The 19,509-nt window shown below is 61.3% G+C and carries 15 protein-coding genes; 8 read left to right on the forward strand and 7 right to left on the reverse strand.

Annotation, left to right across the window (positions count from 1 at the left end; all coding sequences use genetic code 11):
- The first annotated feature begins 70 nt into the window (after window positions 1-70).
- Together macA and macB are read left to right on the forward strand one after the other, a co-directional pair.
- The gene (gene macA / locus GKN89_RS09580) at window positions 71-1,186 is read left to right on the forward strand and encodes a macrolide transporter subunit MacA (RefSeq protein WP_019454562.1); all 1,116 of its coding nucleotides are present in this window, start codon (window positions 71-73) and stop codon (window positions 1,184-1,186) included.
- Complete coding sequence (macB, locus tag GKN89_RS09585) at window positions 1,186-3,132, forward strand: macrolide ABC transporter ATP-binding protein/permease MacB (RefSeq protein ID WP_154746860.1); 1,947 nt, start codon at window positions 1,186-1,188, stop codon at window positions 3,130-3,132. Before macA ends, macB begins: the two co-directional genes overlap by 1 nt.
- Before the next feature lie 87 nt (window positions 3,133-3,219).
- On the opposite strand, the gene cspD is transcribed toward macB, so the two are convergent.
- Window positions 3,220-3,441 carry a cold shock-like protein CspD gene (cspD, locus tag GKN89_RS09590; protein WP_004928349.1) on the reverse strand — a complete coding sequence of 74 codons (222 nt, stop codon included), beginning with the start codon at window positions 3,439-3,441 and terminating at the stop codon, window positions 3,220-3,222.
- 355 nt (window positions 3,442-3,796) lie between these two features.
- On the opposite strand from cspD, the gene clpS reads away from it, so the two are divergent.
- Both clpS and clpA read left to right on the forward strand, forming a co-directional pair.
- The gene (gene clpS, locus GKN89_RS09595; protein WP_004928347.1) at window positions 3,797-4,117 is read left to right on the forward strand and encodes an ATP-dependent Clp protease adapter ClpS; all 321 of its coding nucleotides are present in this window, start codon (window positions 3,797-3,799) and stop codon (window positions 4,115-4,117) included.
- A 27-nt stretch (window positions 4,118-4,144) separates the two neighbouring features.
- Entirely contained in the window at window positions 4,145-6,424 is a 2,280-nt protein-coding gene (gene clpA / locus GKN89_RS09600) for an ATP-dependent Clp protease ATP-binding subunit ClpA (protein ID WP_004928343.1), read from the forward strand.
- Window positions 6,425-6,629: 205 nt separating this feature from the next.
- Here clpA and infA read toward each other — a convergent pair whose 3' ends face one another.
- The 6 genes from infA to GKN89_RS09630 all read right to left on the reverse strand — a co-directional run bounded on the left by infA (window position 6,630) and on the right by GKN89_RS09630 (window position 12,860).
- Entirely contained in the window at window positions 6,630-6,848 is a 219-nt protein-coding gene (infA, locus tag GKN89_RS09605) for a translation initiation factor IF-1 (protein ID WP_002211347.1), read from the reverse strand.
- A 105-nt stretch (window positions 6,849-6,953) separates the two neighbouring features.
- Window positions 6,954-7,679: a leucyl/phenylalanyl-tRNA--protein transferase gene (aat, locus tag GKN89_RS09610; protein ID WP_019454560.1), complete on the reverse strand. Its 726-nt coding sequence runs from the start codon at window positions 7,677-7,679 to the stop codon at window positions 6,954-6,956.
- Between the two features lie 29 nt (window positions 7,680-7,708).
- On the reverse strand, window positions 7,709-9,448 hold the full coding sequence (cydC, locus tag GKN89_RS09615; RefSeq protein ID WP_154746861.1) for a cysteine/glutathione ABC transporter ATP-binding protein/permease CydC: 1,740 nt from the start codon (window positions 9,446-9,448) through the stop codon (window positions 7,709-7,711).
- Window positions 9,449-9,450: 2 nt separating this feature from the next.
- Window positions 9,451-11,217 carry a cysteine/glutathione ABC transporter permease/ATP-binding protein CydD gene (gene cydD, locus GKN89_RS09620; protein WP_154746862.1) on the reverse strand — a complete coding sequence of 589 codons (1,767 nt, stop codon included), beginning with the start codon at window positions 11,215-11,217 and terminating at the stop codon, window positions 9,451-9,453.
- Window positions 11,218-11,457: 240 nt separating this feature from the next.
- A complete protein-coding gene (gene trxB / locus GKN89_RS09625; RefSeq protein WP_019454557.1) occupies window positions 11,458-12,429 on the reverse strand; it encodes a thioredoxin-disulfide reductase in 972 nt (323 codons plus the stop codon).
- A gap of 158 nt (window positions 12,430-12,587) precedes the next feature.
- Window positions 12,588-12,860 carry a hypothetical protein gene (locus GKN89_RS09630; protein ID WP_154746863.1) on the reverse strand — a complete coding sequence of 91 codons (273 nt, stop codon included), beginning with the start codon at window positions 12,858-12,860 and terminating at the stop codon, window positions 12,588-12,590.
- A 223-nt stretch (window positions 12,861-13,083) separates the two neighbouring features.
- On the opposite strand from GKN89_RS09630, the gene lrp reads away from it, so the two are divergent.
- From lrp to GKN89_RS09650, 4 genes are all read left to right on the forward strand, one after another.
- The gene (gene lrp / locus GKN89_RS09635) at window positions 13,084-13,578 is read left to right on the forward strand and encodes a leucine-responsive transcriptional regulator Lrp (RefSeq protein WP_004928318.1); all 495 of its coding nucleotides are present in this window, start codon (window positions 13,084-13,086) and stop codon (window positions 13,576-13,578) included.
- A gap of 120 nt (window positions 13,579-13,698) precedes the next feature.
- Complete coding sequence (locus tag GKN89_RS09640; protein WP_154746864.1) at window positions 13,699-17,343, forward strand: DNA translocase FtsK 4TM domain-containing protein; 3,645 nt, start codon at window positions 13,699-13,701, stop codon at window positions 17,341-17,343.
- Window positions 17,344-17,538: 195 nt separating this feature from the next.
- Window positions 17,539-18,150 carry an outer membrane lipoprotein chaperone LolA gene (lolA, locus tag GKN89_RS09645; protein WP_019454555.1) on the forward strand — a complete coding sequence of 204 codons (612 nt, stop codon included), beginning with the start codon at window positions 17,539-17,541 and terminating at the stop codon, window positions 18,148-18,150.
- 67 nt (window positions 18,151-18,217) lie between these two features.
- Window positions 18,218-19,504 carry a replication-associated recombination protein A gene (locus tag GKN89_RS09650; RefSeq protein WP_050439750.1) on the forward strand — a complete coding sequence of 429 codons (1,287 nt, stop codon included), beginning with the start codon at window positions 18,218-18,220 and terminating at the stop codon, window positions 19,502-19,504.
- Window positions 19,505-19,509: the final 5 nt, after the last annotated feature.

The following is a 19,509-nucleotide window of genomic DNA, read 5'->3' on the forward strand; positions in this document are numbered from 1 at the left end:
GCGGTGCATGCTAATTTAGCTCCGCCGCCGCAGTGGGCGGTCGATATTCACAAGCACAGGCAGGTCAATTTTGACAGGGTTTAAAGGACATAAACGCCGCTGGATACTTGCTCTGGCGGCGATCGCGGCGATTGCCGCGGCGGCCGTTTGGCACTTCCGCCATCCGGCGCCAATCGATTTCAAAACGGTGAAAGCCACTCAGCGCGATCTACAGCAGAACGTGTTGGCGACCGGTCAACTGGACGCGGTGCGCAAGGTTGATGTCGGCGCGCAGGTTAGCGGCCAGTTGGAAAAGCTGTATGTCGAGATCGGCGACAAGGTGAAGAAAGGCCAGTTGCTGGGGGTCATCGATCCGCAACAGGCGCAGAACAGCATTCGCGAAGGGGAAGCGACGCTGCGCGAACTGCATGCCCAACTGCTGCAGGCGCAGGCCGAGCAGCAGCTGGCGGCGGTCACGCTGCAACGCAACCAGGCGCTGGCCAAGCTGCAGGCGGTATCGCGCCAGGATCTGGATCAGGCGGCGACGCAGCTGGCGGTGAAGAAAGCGCAGGTGGGCACCATCAATGCGCAGATCGCCCGCAACCAGGCCAGCCTGGATACCGCCAAGATCAACCTCGCCTACACCCGCATCGAAGCGCCGATGGATGGCGACGTGGTGCAGATCACCACGCTGCAGGGCCAGACGGTGATCGCGGCGCAGCAGGCGCCGAATATTCTGACGCTGGCGGATCTCGGCACCATGCTGGTGAAAGCGCAGGTATCGGAGGCCGACGTCATTAACCTCAAGCCGGGCCAGCAGGCCTGGTTCACGGTGCTTGGCGATCCGACCCGGCGCTTCGACGGCGTGCTGAAAGACATTCAGCCGACGCCGGAAAAGGTCAACAACGCCATCTTCTATTATGCGCGTTTCGAAGTGCCCAACCCTGAGAGGCTGTTGCGCTTGCAAATGACGGCGCAGGTGCATATTCAACTGGCCGGCGTCAAACAGGCATTGGTGATCCCGCTGGCTGCGCTGGGCGATCAGATCGCCGACAATCGCTACCACGTCTCGGTGCTGAAACAGGGCAAGGAAGAGAAGCGCGAAGTGGCCATCGGCCTGCGCAACAATATCGACGTGCAGATCCTCAGCGGGCTCGAGGCGGGTGATGAGGTGATCGTCAGCCGTGGCGGCGTGGAGGCCGGCTGATGGCGGCGCTGTTGCAGCTGAACGGCATTCGCCGTAGCTACCGTTCCGGCGAGCAGACGGTGGAGGTGCTGAAGGGGATCAGCCTGAGCGTCGACGCCGGTGAAATGGTGGCGATCATGGGGGCCTCCGGCTCCGGAAAATCGACGCTGATGAACATTCTCGGCTGTCTGGACAAGCCGAGCGCCGGCGTGTATCGGGTAGCCGGGCAGGATGTGGCGACGCTGAGCGACGATGCGCTGGCGCAGCTGCGGCGCGAGCATTTCGGCTTTATCTTTCAGCGCTATCATCTGCTGCCGCACCTGAGCGCGGCGCACAACGTCGAAGTGCCGGCGGTGTACGCCGGGCTGGGCAAAGCGGCGCGGCGCGAAAGGGCGGTAGCGCTGTTGCGGCGTCTGGGGCTGGGGGAGCGCGTCAACTATCGGCCGAGCCAGCTTTCCGGCGGCCAGCAGCAGCGCGTCAGCATCGCCCGCGCGCTGATGAACGGCGGGCAGGTGATCCTGGCGGATGAGCCGACCGGCGCGCTCGACAGCCACTCCGGCGAAGAGGTGATGGCGATCCTCAAGCAGCTGTGCGCCCAGGGCCACACGGTGATCCTGGTGACTCACGATCCGGCGGTGGCTCGCCAGGCTGAACGGATCATCGAAATCCGCGACGGCGAGATCATTGCCGATTCGCGGCCGGCACCGCAGGAGAATGCGCAGGCCAAGCCGCTGGCGCTGGCCGCCGCGGCGCCTTCCTGGCGGCAGATGGGCGGCCGCTTCCGCGAAGCGCTGGTCATGGCCTGGCGCGCGATGGCGGCCAACAAGATGCGCACCGCGCTGACCATGCTCGGCATCATTATCGGTATCGCCTCGGTGGTCTCGATCCTGGTCATCGGCGACGCCGCCAAGCAGATGGTGCTGGCGGACATCAAATCGATCGGCACCAACACCGTCGACATATACCCCGGCAAGGATTTCGGCGACGACGATCCGACCTACCGGCAATCGTTGAAATACGGCGATCTCGATGCGCTGCGCGAGCAGCCTTACATCAGCGCGCTGTCGCCGAGCATCAGCAGCAGCATGCGGCTGCGGCTGGGCAACGTCGACGCGGCGGCCAACGTCAACGGCGTCAGCGAGCAGTTCTTCCGCGTGTACGGCATGAGTTTTACCCAGGGCGTCGGCATCGATCCGATGCAGGTGCAATCGCAGGCGCAGACGGTGGTGATCGACGCCAATACCCAACGGCGGCTGTTCCCGCACCAGAAGAACGTGGTGGGTGAGGTGATCCTGGTCGGCAACATGCCGGCGACGGTGGTCGGCGTGGCGAAGGAGAAGCAGTCGATGTTCGGCAGCAGCAAAACGCTGAACGTATGGGTGCCTTACAGCACCATGGCCAACCGGCTGATGGGCAACAGCTATTTCGATTCGATCACCGTGCGCATCCGCGACGGTTACGACAGCAGGGAAGCGGAGCAACAGCTGTCGCGTCTGTTGACGCTGCGCCACGGCAAGAAGGATTTCTTTACCTATAACATGGACAGCCTGGTGCAAACCGCAGAGAAAACCACCCGCACGCTGCAGCTGTTCCTGACGCTGGTGGCGGTGATTTCGCTGGTGGTCGGCGGCATCGGCGTGATGAACATCATGCTGGTGTCGGTGACCGAGCGCACGCGCGAGATCGGCATCCGCATGGCGGTGGGCGCCCGTTCCGGCGACGTGCTGCAGCAGTTCCTGATCGAGGCGGTCTTGGTCTGCCTGGTGGGGGGCGCGTTGGGGATTACGCTGTCATTCGCCATCGGTCTGGCGGTGCAGTTGGTGCTGCCGGGTTGGCAGATCAGCTTCCCGCCGGCGGCGTTGCTGAGCGCCTTCCTCTGCTCCACCGGCATCGGCGTGGTGTTCGGTTATCTGCCGGCGCGCAACGCCGCGCGGCTGAATCCTATCGATGCGCTGGCGCGCGAATAAGTAAAGGGCATAAAAAATGCCAGTCACACGGCGGCTGGCATTTTTATCGCAGTCACGGTCAGTGCAGCGCGACGCTGCGGGAAGCGTTTAGGACAGCGCCTCGCTTTCCACCGGCACAATAAGACTGGCATGGTTGCCTTTGGGCCCTTGATGCACGTCGAAGCTGACCTGCTGGCCCGCCTTCAACGTTCTGTAACCATCCATCTTGATTGTGGAATAATGCGCGAAAATATCTTCGCCACCGCCGGCTGGGCAGATGAAGCCAAAACCTTTGGCGTTGTTAAACCATTTAACAGTACCCGTCTCCATGCTTTTACATCCCTCGCAACGCTATTTTAAGTGAGATGAATAACTGATTTCGCACTCGCCATGGGCGAGTAGCAGCGTGGACAAGGGGTGGTTAAAAGACCACCAGCCACGAATTTACACTCTAGAGCAAATGATCGGGGCGTCAAGCGATCGGCTTTTGTCGGCGGGGAGCAGTTCACCAAAGTTTGAAGCAGGTAACGCTATTGCCACGATTCAGTCACAATTGGCCCGTTTTTTTGCGCACGTTACAGTGCGGCGGGACGATGCCGAAGATGATAAAATAGTAACTATCCCCACTTTGAATAACCGAAACCTGTCCCCATATCAGAGGACAGAGCAGAGAAGATGAGCAGCGATGGGCAATAACAACGATTGGCTAAATTTTGAACACTTGGCCGAAGAAAAACAAATCGATGCGGTAAAACCGCCGTCTATGTATAAAGTTATACTTAACAACGACGATTACACACCGATGGAATTTGTGATTGACGTTCTGCAAAAGTTCTTTTCTTATGATATTGAACGCGCAACGCAACTGATGCTCACGGTCCACTATCAAGGCAAGGCGATCTGTGGTGTTTTTACCGCCGAGGTGGCGGAAACCAAAGTCGTCCATGTGAACCGGTACGCAAGGGAGAACGAGCATCCGTTGCTTTGTACGCTGGAAAAAGCCTGAATAAGGCAATCTATTGGGGAGGTGCTTATGCTCAATCAAGAACTGGAACTCAGTCTCAACATGGCTTTCGCCAGGGCGCGTGAGCACAGACACGAGTTTATGACCGTGGAGCACCTGTTGCTGGCGTTGCTGAGCAACCCTGCCGCGCGAGAAGCGCTTGAGGCATGTACGGTGGATCTGGCCGCGTTGCGCCAGGAGCTGGAAGCCTTCATCGAACAAACCACACCGACGCTGCCCGCCGGCGAAGAAGAGCGCGACACTCAGCCGACGCTCAGCTTCCAGCGCGTGCTGCAGCGCGCGGTCTTCCATGTGCAATCTTCCGGCCGCAGCGAAGTCTCCGGCGCCAACGTGTTGGTGGCCATCTTCAGCGAGCAGGAGTCGCAGGCGGCTTATCTGCTGCGCAAGCACGACGTCAGCCGTCTCGACGTGGTGAACTTCATTTCACATGGCACGCGTAAAGACGAGCCGGGCCAAGCACCGAATGCGGAAAACCCGGTGAACGAAGAGCAGTCCGGAGGGGAAGACCGTATGGAAAACTTCACCACCAACCTCAATCAGTTGGCCCGTGTGGGCGGCATCGATCCGTTGATCGGCCGCGATCGTGAGCTGGAGCGCGCGATTCAGGTTCTGTGCCGCCGTCGTAAAAACAACCCGCTGCTGGTCGGCGAATCTGGCGTCGGCAAGACCGCCATCGCCGAAGGCCTGGCCTGGCGCATCGTGCAGGGCGACGTGCCGGAAGTGATGGCGGACTGCACGCTGTATTCGCTGGATATCGGTTCACTGCTGGCCGGCACCAAATATCGCGGCGACTTCGAGAAGCGCTTCAAGGCGCTGCTCAAGCAGCTGGAGCAGGATCAGAACAGCATCCTGTTCATCGATGAAATTCACACCATCATCGGCGCCGGTGCGGCTTCCGGTGGGCAGGTGGATGCCGCCAACCTGATCAAACCGCTGCTGTCGAGCGGCAAGATCCGGGTGATCGGCTCGACGACCTACCAGGAGTTCAGCAACATCTTCGAAAAGGATCGCGCTCTGGCGCGCCGCTTCCAGAAGATCGACATCACCGAGCCGACGGCGGAAGAGACCGTTCAGATCATCAACGGCCTGAAGGCCAAGTATGAAGCGCACCATGACGTGCGTTATACCGCCAAGGCGATCCGCGCCGCGGTGGAGCTGTCGGTGAAATACATCAACGATCGTCATCTGCCGGACAAGGCGATCGACGTGATCGACGAGGCGGGCGCCCGCAGCCGGTTGATGCCGGCCAGCAAGCGCAAGAAAACCGTCAACGTGGCCGATATCGAATCCGTGGTGGCGCGCATCGCCCGCATCCCGGAGAAAACCGTGTCGGCCAGCGATCGCGACGTGCTGAGAAACCTGGGCGATCGCTTGAAGATGCTGGTATTCGGCCAGGATCAGGCGATCGAAGCGCTGACCGAAGCGATCAAGATGAGCCGTGCCGGTCTGGGCCACGAGCGCAAGCCGGTCGGTTCTTTCCTGTTCGCCGGGCCGACCGGGGTCGGGAAAACCGAGGTCACCGTGCAGCTGGCCAAGGCGATGGATATCGAGCTGCTGCGTTTCGACATGTCCGAGTACATGGAGCGGCATACCGTCAGCCGTCTGATCGGCGCGCCTCCGGGCTACGTCGGTTACGATCAGGGCGGGCTGCTGACCGATGCGGTGATCAAGCATCCGCATGCGGTGGTGCTGCTCGATGAGATCGAGAAGGCGCACCCGGACGTGTTCAACCTGCTGCTGCAGGTGATGGACAACGGTACGCTGACCGATAACAACGGCCGCAAGGCGGACTTCCGCAACGTGATCCTGGTGATGACCACCAACGCCGGGGTGCGGGAAACCGAACGCAAGTCGATCGGCCTGGTGCAGCAGGACAACAGCACCGACGCGATGGAAGAGATCAAGAAGGTGTTTACGCCAGAGTTCCGCAACCGTCTGGACAACATCATCTGGTTCAACCATCTGTCTACCGAGGTGATCCAGCAGGTGGTCGACAAGTTTATCGTCGAACTGCAGGCGCAGCTGGATGCGAAGGGCGTCTCGCTGGAAGTGAGCGACGAAGCGCGCGATTGGCTGTCGGTGAAGGGTTACGACCGTGCGATGGGCGCTCGTCCGATGGCGCGCGTCATGCAGGAAAACCTGAAGAAACCGTTGGCCAACGAGTTGTTGTTCGGTTCGCTGGTGGACGGCGGTTCCGTGAAGGTCGAGCTGGACAAGGACAAAAAACAGCTGACTTACCACTTCCTCAGCGCCGCCAAACGCAAGGCAGACGAGGGTGCGGTGCACTAAGGCCGCCTTCAGGCAAAGAAAAAGCGATGCTTCGGCATCGCTTTTTTTATGGGTGAGATTCACCGTACAACAGAAACGAGTGAGCCCTCTCAGTTTACCTGCGCACCTGCAACCCGTTGTTTAACGTCGCTGCGGGGGTAAACGGAAAGGGCTCCCGAGGGATTACATCCTCGATGCCGCCAGCGTGTGGCGCGCGGTGAGCCGATTAACGGCTACGGAAGACAATGCGGCCTTTGCTCAGGTCGTACGGGGTCAGCTCTACAGTGACTTTGTCGCCCGTCAGGATGCGGATATAGTTTTTACGCATTTTACCGGAGATGTGTGCGGTTACCACGTGCCCGTTTTCCAATTCAACGCGGAACATGGTGTTCGGCAGCGTATCAAGAACGGTGCCCTGCATTTCAATATTGTCTTCTTTGGCCATCGAATCCTCTAGGTTTAACTACCTTAGTTTTTAACCGGCAAGATAATGCCGAAAAACCCCCATTATGTAAAGATGTGTCGGTGAACATTGCACCGTTTCCACCAATTAGTTTGCTGGGGAGGGCGGTTCAACCGGCTGTGGGGATATGACTTGCGCCTCCCAGCACGCCGGCGCCAGGGGCCGCCGTTGAAGGGTGCTGAGCTGCTGCAAAAATTGACGGCGCGGAATTTCACGCGCGCCAAGGCGGGCAGTGTGAGCGTTCAGCACCTGGCAGTCAATCAATTCCCCGCCATAAGCGGCAAAATGGCGGCAAAAGGCCATTAATGCGCATTTGGAGGCGTTGGTGACGCGGCTGAACATCGATTCGCCGCAGAACAACGCGCCCTGCGCCACGCCGTACATGCCGCCAACCAATTGATCATCCTGCCATACCTCCACCGAGTGGGCGTAGCCGAGACGATGCAGGTGCAGATAGGCGCGCTGCACCTCCGGGCCGATCCAGGTGCCTTCGTCCGGGCGATGGGCGCAGGCGGCGATCACTGCGGCGAAGTCGTGATTGAGCGTGATGCGAAACGGGTCGTGGCGCAGAAAGCGTTTCAGGCTGCGGTTGAGATGAAACTCGGCCGGGAACAGCACCGCGCGCGGATCGGGCGACCACCACAATATCGCTTCCCCCGGCGAGTACCAGGGGAAGATGCCGCGCTCGTAGGCCGCCAGCAGCCGCGGCGCCGTGAGGTCGCCGCCGATCGCCAGCAGGCCGTTAGGATCGCGTAGGGCGCCCTCAGGCGAGGGAAACGCCAGCGACTGCGGGGAGAGCTTAACGATGCGCATACAGGGCCTCTGCGTCCTCTACGGGCCGATTACGGCGCCAGGTTGCTGATACGGTTGCGAAAGCGGGCATAGCGGCCCTGCTGGCTCATCAGGGTGGCGTGATCGCCCTGTTCGACAATCTGGCCGTCGTCCATTACGCAAATGCGATCGAGATGCTCCAGACCATACAGGCGGTGCGTCACCAGAATCAGCGTCTTGCCCTGACAATGCTGGCGCAGCAGCGCCAGAATCTGCTGCTCGGTCTCGGCGTCCAACCCTTCGGTGGGTTCGTCAAGCAGCAGCAGCGGGGCTGGGTGCAGCAGCGCGCGGGCGATGCCCAAACGGCGCTGTTCACCGCCGGACAACTGGCGGCCGCCTTCGCCCAGCCAGGCGTTCAGCCCGCCGTCACTGTCCAGCAGTTTGCCCAGCCCCACCTGCTGCAACACCTCGCTCAGGCGAGCGTCGTCGGCATCCGGTGCGGCCAGCCGCAGGTTTTCCCGCAGCGTATCGCTGAAGATGTGCACCCGCTGGCTGACGACCGTGGTCATCCGGCGCAGCGTGGTTTCATCATAATCCTCCAGCGGTTCGCCGTTGAGCAGAATTTTTCCTCCGTCGGTGCGCCATGCGCGGGTCAGCAACTGCAGCAGGGTGGACTTGCCGCAGCCGGTGCGGCCGAGTAAGGCGATGTGTTCGCCGGCTGCGACTTCGAGCGTAACGTCGCGCAGCACCGGCTGCGGCTGATCGGGGTAGGTGAAGCTCAACTGCTGCAGGCTGAGCTGCGCCCGATCGGCGGCGGCCGGACCGGCGGCCGGGAAGGTCACTTCCGGCTGGCGATCGATAATCTGTTTGACCCGCGTGGCGGAGGCGATCACCTGGCCGAGGTGCTGGAAGGCGCCGGCGACCGGCATCAGCGCTTCGAACGACGCCAGCGCGGCGAAGACAAACAGCGCGATCAGCGCGCCGGGCTCGGCATCGCCGCCGATGCCGGCGGCGGTCAGCCACAGCAGCAGCGTCACCGTCAGCCCGCTGGCGAGGATCATCAGCGCCTGCGCCTTGCCGCTCAGCGAGGCCTGCTGCCACTGGCGGCGTTGCCACAGCTGCTCGGTGGCGTTCAGCGTCTGGCGGAAGTCGTTGGCGGCGCCGAACACCACCAGCTCCGCCTGCCCCTGTAGCCAGGCGGTCAGATCGGTGCGGTATTGGCCGCGCAGGGCGGTGAGTTGGCCACCGATCGGTTTGCCGGCGCGATAGAATACCGGCGGCACCAGCAGCAACAGCAGCAACAGAATGCCGCCCAGCGTCAGGGCGAGCGCGGGATCCAGCCAGCTCAGGCCGTAGGTGACCACCAGGATCACCGCCGCCGCACCTACCAGCGGTGAAATCACCCGCAGATAAAGGTGATCCAGCGTGTCCACGTCCGCCACCAGGCGGTTGAGCAGGTCGGCCTGGCGGAAGCGGGCGATGCCGCCCGGCGTCAGCGGCAGGATCTTGCTGAAGGTGAACACCCGCAGATGCGACAGCACGCGGAAGGTGGCGTCGTGGCTGACCACGCGCTCGGCGTAGCGCCCGGCGGTGCGGAAGATCGCTGCGCCGCGCACGCCGGCGGCCGGCAGCATGTAGTTGAAGGTCAGCAGACCCGCCAATCCGGCCAGCGAAGACGCGGCCAGGAACCAGCCGGAGAGCGCCAGCAGGCCGATGCTGGCCAGCAGGGTGACGATCGCTAAAAGGATGCCCAGGCTAATCAGCAGGCTATGGCGGCGATACAACGCCAAAAACGGCAGCAAAACGCGCATGATTAAAGCTCCCCGCGGCGATGGGCGATCAGACTGGCGAACAGGCCCGGTTGGGCGCTGAGGGTGGCGTAATCGCCCTGTTGCGCGATACGCCCATTATCCATCACCCAAATCTGGTCGTAGTCTTCGGTATCTTCCAACTGATGCGTCACCAGCAGGGTGGTTTGCTGATGCGAAGCGGCGTTCAGCGCCTGCATTACCCGCTGTTCGCTATGGGCATCGAGGCTGGCGGCCGGTTCATCCAGCAGCAGCAGGCGGCGCGGGCCGATCAGCGCCCGGGCGACCGCCACGCGCTGCGCCTGGCCGACCGACAGGCGGGCGGCGTTGTCGCCCACTTCGGTGTCGAGCCCCTGCGGCAGATAGGGCAGCAGTTCGCTGACGTAGGCGTGTTCCACCGCCTGCTGCAGCTGCGCTTCGTCGGCCTGTGGGCAGCCCAACAGGATATTGGCGCGCAGGGTTTGCGCCGGCAAATGCGGGTTTTGCCCGACCCAACTGAGCTGTTGACGCCAGTTTTCTGCGGACAGCTCACGCAGCTCGACGCCGTTGACGGTCAACGACCCACGGTAGGGCAGGAAGCCGAGCAGCAGGTTGAGCAGCGAGCTTTTACCGGCGCCGCTCAGCCCGACCAATGCTACGCGCTGTCGCGGCTGCAGAGTGAAATTGAGCGGCCCGGCCAGTAGCACGCCGTTCGGCGACAGGATTTCCAACTCGTTCGCCTGCAGCGTCAGCGGCTGATCGGCGGGCAGCTGCCGCGTGCCGTTCCCCATCTGCTCGCCTTCGGCGCTGAGGAAGGTTTCCAGCGCTTCCGCCGCGCCGACCGCCTGCGCCTTGGCATGGTAAAAGGCGCCGAGATCGCGCAGCGGCTGGAAGAACTCCGGCGCCAGAATCAGCACCAGAAAACCGGAAAATAGCGTTACGCCGAGGCCGTAGCTGCCGAAGTTGAGTTCGCCGAGGTAAGAAAAACCGAAATACACCGCCACTACGGCGATGGAAATCGAGGCGAAGAACTCCAGCACGCCGGAAGAGAGGAAGGCCATGCGCAGCACTTCCATGGTGCGGCTGCGGAAGTCTTCGGAGGATTTGGCGATCTGCGCGGTTTCGGCCTGTGCGCGATCGAACAGCCGCAGGGTGTCCAGGCCGCGCAGGCGGTCGAGGAAGTTGCCGCTCAATCGCGCCAGCGCCACGAAGTTGCGGCGGTTGGCGTCGGCGGCCCCCATGCCGACCAGCGCCATGAACAGCGGAATGAGCGGCGCGGTCGCCAGCAGAATGATGCCTGCGGCCCAGTTGATCGGGAAGACGGCGATCAGGATAAGCAATGGGATGAACACCGCCAGATACATTTGCGGCAGATAGCGCGAGTAATAGTCCTGCATATCCTCGATCTGCTCGACGATGATGCTGGCCCAGCTGCCTGCCGGTTTGCCTTGGATCCACGCGGGGCCGAGCTGCTGGAGTTTATCCAGCACCTGCTGACGCATGCGCTGACGGATCACCTGACCACACAGGAAACCGACCCGCTCCCGCAGCCAGCTCAACAGCGCCCGCAGCGCAAACGCGACGATCAGCCAGATAAACGAAGGGATCAGCTGTTCGCGCGGGGTGTGCTCGATGATCAGGGCGTGCAGCAGGCTGGCCAGCAGCCAGGCCTGCGCCACGATCAGCAGGCCGCTGAATAGCCCCAACAGCATGGAAAGGCGCAGCCAACGCTGCGCTAACGAACTCTGGGTTTTAAGCCAACGGGTTAACTGTTGCTGTCTGGTTTTTTTCATCAGATATGCGTCTGCGTCGCCGGCGCCCGTTTGTTACGGGCTGGGTTAACGTACTGTTAAATAATAGTGTTTGGCGCAATCGGCGACAAACAAGCGAGGGCTCATGTTACCTCGTCACCCGGCAGACTGAAAAGAATAAAGCGGGCGAAAGTGGCTATAACAGATGGGAGAGGGCGATTGCAGAACGCAGAAACAAAAAAAGCGGCTCGAGAGCCGCTTTTTGCTGATGACGAGAAAGTCTTAGCAGACTTCGGCGCCGGCGATGCCGTCCAGGTAACGCTCTGCATCCAGCGCCGCCATGCAGCCGGTGCCGGCTGAGGTGATCGCCTGGCGATAGATGTGATCCATCACGTCGCCTGCAGCGAAGACGCCGGGGATAGTGGTTTGGGTCGCATTGCCGTGAATGCCGGACTGCACCTTGATGTAGCCGTTTTCCAGCTCCAGCTGGCCACCGAAGATGCCGGTGTTCGGGCTGTGGCCGATGGCGATGAACACGCCGGCCAGCTCCAGTTCACGGGTTTCGTTTTCCGCTTTGGTGCTGCGGATGCGCACGCCGGTCACGCCCATTTCATCGCCCAGCACTTCGTCCAGCGTGTGGTCGGTGTGCAGCACGATATTGCCGCTTTTCACTTTTTCCATCAGCCGGTCGATCAGGATTTTCTCCGAGCGGAAGCTGTCGCGGCGGTGGATCAGATGAACCTCGGCGGCGATGTTGGACAGGTACAACGCTTCTTCAACGGCGGTGTTGCCGCCGCCGACCACCGCGACTTTCTGGTTGCGGTAGAAGAAACCGTCGCAGGTCGCACAGGCGGAAACGCCTTTGCCCTTGAACGCGTCTTCGGAAGGCAGACCAAGATAGCGGGCGGAAGCGCCGGTCGCGATGATCAGCGCGTCGCAGCTGTATTCGCCGCTGTCGCCGAACAGGCGGAACGGACGCTGCTGCAGATCGACGCTGTTGATGTGGTCGAAGACGATTTCCGTCTGGAACTTCTCCGCGTGCTCGCGCATGCGTTCCATCAACGCCGGACCGGTCAGGCCTTCGGCATCGCCCGGCCAGTTTTCCACTTCGGTGGTGGTGGTCAGCTGGCCGCCCTGTTCCAGACCGGTAATCAGCACCGGGTTCAGGTTGGCGCGCGCCGCGTAGACGGCGGCGGTGTAACCGGCCGGGCCGGAACCCAGAATCAGTAATTTGCTATGTTTAGCCGTGCCCATGAATAACCTCTTTATTCCACAATGGCGGACAATGAAGCCGATTGTAGGGAAAATGACGCAGTAAAAAAAGCGCCGGGCGACGTTGTTAACGATTTGTATGATAGTTGTCGCCTATTAATGCGTCCATTGTCGGTAAATCGTACGCCGAACGCAGAAATTTAACTTATCAAAGCCGCCGTCCGCCAGCGAATCACCCACCGCGCAAAAACGGCGCATTCTGCGAGTTCAGCCGCTTCCGCCCGGGGTTTATCTGCCAGCGATTCATAACCAAAAATGGGATGCAGACTTTTCATGACGGTACGTTGTTCTGATTTTGCTTCTTTTACTTTGACAATCCGCTGCGCATTTGCGAAAACATCATAGGAAGAAGAAATTATCCCCGTAACACCAGCAAATCGTACGTATTTACGCCGTAAGGCGGCAATACGCACCAGGTGTGCGGAGCAGGGCGCGCAAGCGTTTGCTGATTTTTTCTCGACCGAAACGTCGTTACCGGCGCTGCGCGGGGTTGGACAGACAGGCTGCGCGGCGTGGAATGATGGTAGTGAAGAAGCATATGACAGGCATCGGGTCTTCGCTTGGAACGAACCCTTACACATTGACGTTGGCTAGGGTGTGGCAAGTGCACGGAAGAAAATAAGAGAGACAATAATAATGGCAGACAACAAGAAACGCCCGGGTAAAGATCTTGACCGTATCGACCGCAACATCCTGAATGAGCTGCAGAAGGATGGGCGTATTTCGAACGTCGAGCTTTCGAAGCGCGTGGGGTTATCCCCGACACCATGTTTAGAACGCGTGCGCCGTCTCGAGCGCCAGGGTTTCATTCATGGCTATACCGCATTGCTCAACCCGCATTATCTGGATGCGTCCCTGCTGGTTTTCGTGGAGATCACGCTGAACCGCGGCGCGCCGGATGTGTTTGAGCAATTCAACTCGGCAGTGCAGAAGCTTGAAGAGATTCAGGAGTGTCATCTGGTTTCCGGCGATTTCGACTACCTGTTGAAAACCCGCGTACCGGACATGTCGGCTTACCGCAAACTGCTGGGCGAAACCTTGCTGCGTTTGCCGGGGGTTAACGACACCCGTACCTACGTAGTGATGGAAGAAGTGAAACAGAGTAACCGTCTGGTTATCAAAACACGGTAAGGTGCAGGTGCAAAACCTGATTAAATTGGTTACACTCCTGTTTATTCATACAGTTTCGGCGCCGGGGAAGCTTCTCGGCGCTGTTGCTATGTCAGCTAACAGGAACCTGGAGAGCCTTTCTTGAGCCAGGAATATACAGAAGATAAAGAAGTTACCCTGAAAAGACTCAGCAGTGGCCGGCGTTTGCTGGAAGCTGTGTTGATCGTGGTAGCGATTTTTGCCGTTTACCTCATGGCCGCGTTGGTCAGCTTCAATCCGTCTGACCCAAGCTGGTCGCAGACCGCATGGCATGAGCCGATTCACAACCTGGGCGGCGGTGTTGGGGCCTGGTTGGCCGACACGCTGTTCTTCACCTTCGGGGTGCTCGCCTACGCGATACCGCCGATCATGCTGGTTCTGTGCTGGGCGGCCTACCGCCAACGCGGCAACCGAGACTACGTCGACTATTTCGCGCTCTCACTGCGCCTTATCGGCACTCTGGCGCTGGTGCTCACCTCCTGTGGGCTGGCGGCGCTGAACGTTGACGATCTTTATTACTTCGCTTCCGGCGGCGTGATCGGCAGCCTGCTGAGCAACGCCATGTTGCCGTGGTTCAACGGCATCGGCGCCACGCTGGCGCTGCTGTGCGTGTGGGCGGCAGGCCTGACGTTGTTTACCGGCTGGTCCTGGCTGGTGATCGCCGAGAAGATCGGCGGTGCGGTGCTGGGCGTCGCGACGGTGATGACCAATCGCTCACGCCGCGAAGAACGCTATTTCGAGGATGACGAGCGTTACGTTGACGACGAGCCTGAGCAGGCAGGGAAGGGCGCCGCCGCAGCGGTTGCCGCGACCGCCGCCGGAGCCGCGGCCGCCGATGACGACGTGCTGTTCTCCGCGCCTTCGGTCACCGAAAGCGCCAAAGCGGCAGCGGAAGACGCTGCCGATCCGTTGCTCAGCGGCCTGCGTGCCGACGATGACGAAGTCGACGCTGAAGCGGCGCCAATCGCGCCAGCGGCTCCGCCTGCACCGGCGGTAACGGCGGCGGTCCACGAGCCCGTTGCTGCACCGGTTGGCGTTCAGGCGCCGTCGGTGACGGTGGCACCGGCCGCCCCGGCCTCGGTCAACCAGCACCCGGTAAGCGCCCCGCCACAAGACGCTACGCCGCCGCTATATTCCTTCGAGATCCCGGAAGAAACGCCGGCGCCGAAGGCGACGCGTCCGGTCGATCCTTATCAGGATGACGATGAGCCGCGCCTTGGCAACTGGCAAGAGCCGGCTGCGCCGCAACCGCAGGCGCATTCTCCCTTTGATTTTAGCGCTGCGCAGCGCGACAGCGTCGACCTCGGCGGTTCGGGCGGTTTCAGCGCCACCGGCGCCAGGCCGCAGCTGGACACGGCGGCGGCCACTGCCGCGGCGGGTGCAGCAGCAGCCACCTTCATGCCTGCTTTCACGGCGACCAGCGACGGCAATCCGCAGGTTAAACAGGGTATCGGCCCTGAGTTGCCGCGGCCGAATCCGGTGCGTATCCCGACCCGTCGTGAGCTGGCTTCTTACGGCATCAAGCTGCCTTCGCAGCGTGCGGCCGAACAGGAGCTGCGCCAGGCCGAGGCGGAGCCTCAACAGCCGGCGGCGGTGAACCCGCAGGAAGAAGAGGCGCTGCAAGAAGCCGCGCTGCGTCAGGCGTTTGCCGAACAGCAAAGCCAGCGCTACGGCGAAAGCTACGCGCCGGAGCAAGATGACGAGAGTGCATTGCAGGAAGCCGAGCTGAGCAAGGCGTTTGCCGAACAGCAGAGCCAACGTTACGGCGAAGAGTATCAACAGGACGACGAAGAGGCGCGGCAAGAAGCGGTGCTGCGTCAGGCGTTCGCCGAGCAGCAGCAGGCGCGCTACGGCCAGCAGGAGTCTGCCCCGCAGGCACCGGCCGCCAGTGCGGTCGATACCCGCAATGCTTTCAGCTTCTCGCCGATGGCGGATTTGGTGGACGATGGCCCTAGCGAGCCGATGTTCACGCTGTCGCCGCAGCTTGAAGAGCGCATTGAACTGCAGAGCGAGCAAGAGGACGATGTGCCGTTCGGCCAGTTTGAGCCTGCGGAGCCGGCTGCCCAGCCTCAGCAACCGTACCAGCAGCAGTACCAACAGCCGCAGCAGCAGCCGTATCAACCGTCGCCGCAGCAGCAATATCAGCAGCCGCAGCAGGCACCGCAACAGTCTCAGCAACCGCAGGCCGAGCAGCATCCGGCGATGGACAGCTTGATTCACCCGTTCCTGATGCGCAACGATCAGCCGCTGCAGAAGCCGACCACGCCGCTGCCGACGCTGGATCTGCTGACCGAAGCGCCGAAAGAGGTGGAGCCGGTCGATTCCTTCGCGCTGGAACAGAAGGCGCGCCTGGTAGAGGCTAGCCTGGCCGATTACCGCGTGAAAGCCGACGTGGTAGACATCCTGCCGGGGCCGGTGATCACCCGCTTCGAGTTGGATCTGGCACCGGGGGTTAAAGCGGCGCGCATTTCCAACCTGTCGCGCGATCTGGCGCGCTCGCTGTCGACTTCGGCGGTGCGCGTGGTGGAAGTGATCCCTGGTAAGCCTTACGTCGGTCTGGAGCTGCCGAACACCAAACGTCAGACGGTGTATCTGCGCGAAGTGCTGGATTGCCCGGCCTTCCGCGACAACCCGTCGCCGCTGTCCATCGTGTTGGGTAAGGACATCTCCGGCGAACCGGTGGTGGCGGATCTGGGTAAGATGCCGCACTTGCTGGTTGCCGGTACCACCGGTTCCGGTAAATCGGTCGGGGTCAACGCCATGATCCTGAGCATTTTGTATAAGGCCACGCCGAAAGAAGTGCGCTTTATCATGATCGACCCGAAAATGCTGGAGCTGTCGGTTTACGAAGGCATCCCGCATCTGTTGACCGACGTGGTCACCGACATGAAAGACGCGGCCAACGCGCTGCGCTGGTGCGTGGGCGAAATGGAACGCCGCTACAAGCTGATGTCAGCCCTGGGTGTACGTAACCTGGCCGGCTACAACGAGCGTGTCGATCAGGCCGAAGCGATGGGGCGTCCGATCCCGGATCCGTTCTGGAAGCCGACCGACAGCATGGACATCACGCCGCCGGTGCTGGAGAAAGAGCCGTACATCGTGGTGATGGTCGACGAATTCGCCGACCTGATCATGACGGTGGGCAAGAAGGTTGAAGAGCTGATTGCTCGCCTGGCGCAGAAAGCACGTGCGGCGGGCATCCACCTGGTGCTGGCGACCCAGCGTCCGTCGGTGGATGTGATCACTGGCCTGATCAAGGCCAACATTCCGACGCGTATCGCCTTTACCGTGTCGAGCAAGATCGATTCCCGCACCATCCTCGATCAGGGCGGCGCCGAGTCCTTGCTGGGGATGGGCGACATGCTCTATCTGGCGCCGAACTCCTCGATTCCGGTGCGTGTACATGGCGCATTCGTGCGCGATCAGGAAGTGCACGCGGTGGTCAAGGATTGGAAAGCGCGCGAGCGGCCCCAATATAAAGAGGGCATTCTCAGCGGCGGCGAAGACGGCGAGGGCGGAGCCGGCGGTGGGATGGACGGTGACGAAGAGCTGGATCCGCTGTTTGACCAGGCGGTGGATTTCGTGGTGGATAAACGCCGCGCCTCCATCTCTGGCGTACAGCGCCAGTTCCGCATCGGCTATAACCGCGCCGCGCGCATCATCGAACAGATGGAAGCGCAAGGCATCGTCAGTGAGCAGGGGCACAACGGCAACCGCGAGGTGCTGGCGCCGCCGCGGCATGACTGATGCTTTAGCCATTGCAATTCAATAAGAAAGGGCCGCTTAAGCGGCCCTTGTGCAAAGAAGCGTAAACCCGTTTCTTCTCGGAACATTGGCCTACCGACCGGCCGCCGGCTTCGGGTAAAGTAACGGGGTAAAGGGTTGATTTGACCCGCACGGCGTCGCCCTGCGGTTAACGCATTTCATAAGGTATCTGGAATAATGAAAAAACTGTTAGTTGCCTGCTGTCTGCTTTCGGGATTCGCTTCTACCTCCGTGCTGGCCGACGCCGCACAGGATCTGCAAAGTCGCCTGGCGAAGGTGAACAGTTTCCACGCCAGCTTCTCGCAAACCGTAACCAGCGCCGACGGTGCCGCGGTGCAGCAGGGGGAAGGCGAGCTGTGGGTGAAGCGGCCGAACCTGTTCAACTGGCACATGACGTCGCCTGATGAGAGCGTGCTGGTCTCCGATGGCCAGACCCTTTGGTTCTACAACCCGTTCGTTGAGCAGGTGACGGCGACCTGGCTGAAAAACGCCACCGGCAATACGCCGTTCATGCTGATCACCCGCAATAATGCCAGCGACTGGAAACAGTACAACGTGAAGCAAAAGGGCGATGACTTCGAACTGACGCCGAAATCCGCCAGCGGCAATCTGAAGCAGTTCGCCATCAGCGTGACCAACAGCGGTACCATCCGTAGCTTCGCCGCGGTGGAGCAGGACGGTCAGCGCAGTTCCTACACGCTGAAAAGCCAGCAGAACGTCGCCGCCGATCCGGCCAAATTCAAATTTACCCCACCGAAGGGGGTGACGCTGGACGACCAGCGCCAGTGAGGTGCAAGTGAGTAATAATCTGTCGCTCGACTTTTCCCAGAACGAGTTCCAGCCGTTGGCCGCGCGCATGCGGCCGACCACGCTGGCGCAATACATCGGCCAGCAGCATCTGCTGGCCGCCGGCAAACCGCTGCCGCGCGCCATTGAGGCCGGGCAGCTGCACTCGATGATTTTATGGGGGCCGCCGGGCACCGGGAAGACGACGCTGGCAGAGCTGATCGGCCGCTACGGTCAGGCGGATGTCGAACGAATTTCTGCCGTGACCTCCGGCATCAAGGAGATCCGCGAGGCGATCGAACGGGCGCGGCAAAACCGCGACGCCGGCCGCCGTACCATCCTGTTCGTCGACGAGGTGCACCGCTTCAACAAAAGCCAGCAGGACGCTTTCCTGCCGCACATTGAAGACGGCACCATCACCTTTATCGGTGCCACCACCGAGAATCCGTCGTTCGAGCTGAACTCGGCGCTGCTGTCCCGCGCCCGAGTCTATCTGTTGAAGGCGCTGACCGCCGAAGATATCGGCCAGGTGCTGGATCAGGCCATGAATGACAAGACGCGCGGCTTTGGCGGCCAGAATGTCGAGCTGCCGGCGGAAACGCGTCGCCTGCTGTCGGAGTTGGTGGGCGGCGACGCGCGCCGGGCGCTGAACAGCCTGGAAATGATGGCGGACATGGCGGAGTTAGACGCCAAGGGCGTGCGGGTGCTGACGCCGGAACTGCTGAAAGAGGTGTCGGGCGAGCGCAGCGCGCGCTTCGACAATAAGGGCGACCGTTATTACGATCTGATTTCCGCGCTGCATAAATCGGTGCGCGGTTCGGCGCCGGACGCCGCGCTGTATTGGTATGCGCGCATCATTACCGCCGGCGGCGACCCGCTTTACGTGGCGCGCCGTCTGTTGGCGATCGCCTCTGAAGACGTGGGCAACGCCGATCCGCGCGGCATGCAGGTGGCGATCGCCGCCTGGGATTGTTTTACCCGCGTGGGGCCGGCGGAGGGCGAGCGCGCCATCGCGCAGGCGATCGTCTATCTGGCCTGCGCACCGAAGAGCAACGCGGTTTACACCGCGTTCAAAGCCGCCATGCGCGATGCCAAAGAGCAGGCCGATTATGACGTGCCGGAACACCTGCGCAACGCGCCGACCAAGCTGATGAAGGAGATGGGGCTGGGGGCGGAATACCGTTACGCCCACGACGAACCCAACGCCTACGCCGCCGGCGAGAACTATTTCCCGCCTGAAATGGCCAAGACGCGCTACTATCAACCGACCTCGCGCGGGCTGGAAGGGAAAATCGGCGAAAAGTTGGCATGGCTGGCTGAGCAGGATCAAAATAGCCCGACAAAACGCTACCGCTAGCCTGG

The sequence above is a fragment of the Serratia sp. YC16 genome (genome assembly GCF_009707615.1).
Lineage (GTDB): Bacteria > Pseudomonadota > Gammaproteobacteria > Enterobacterales > Enterobacteriaceae > Serratia > Serratia surfactantfaciens.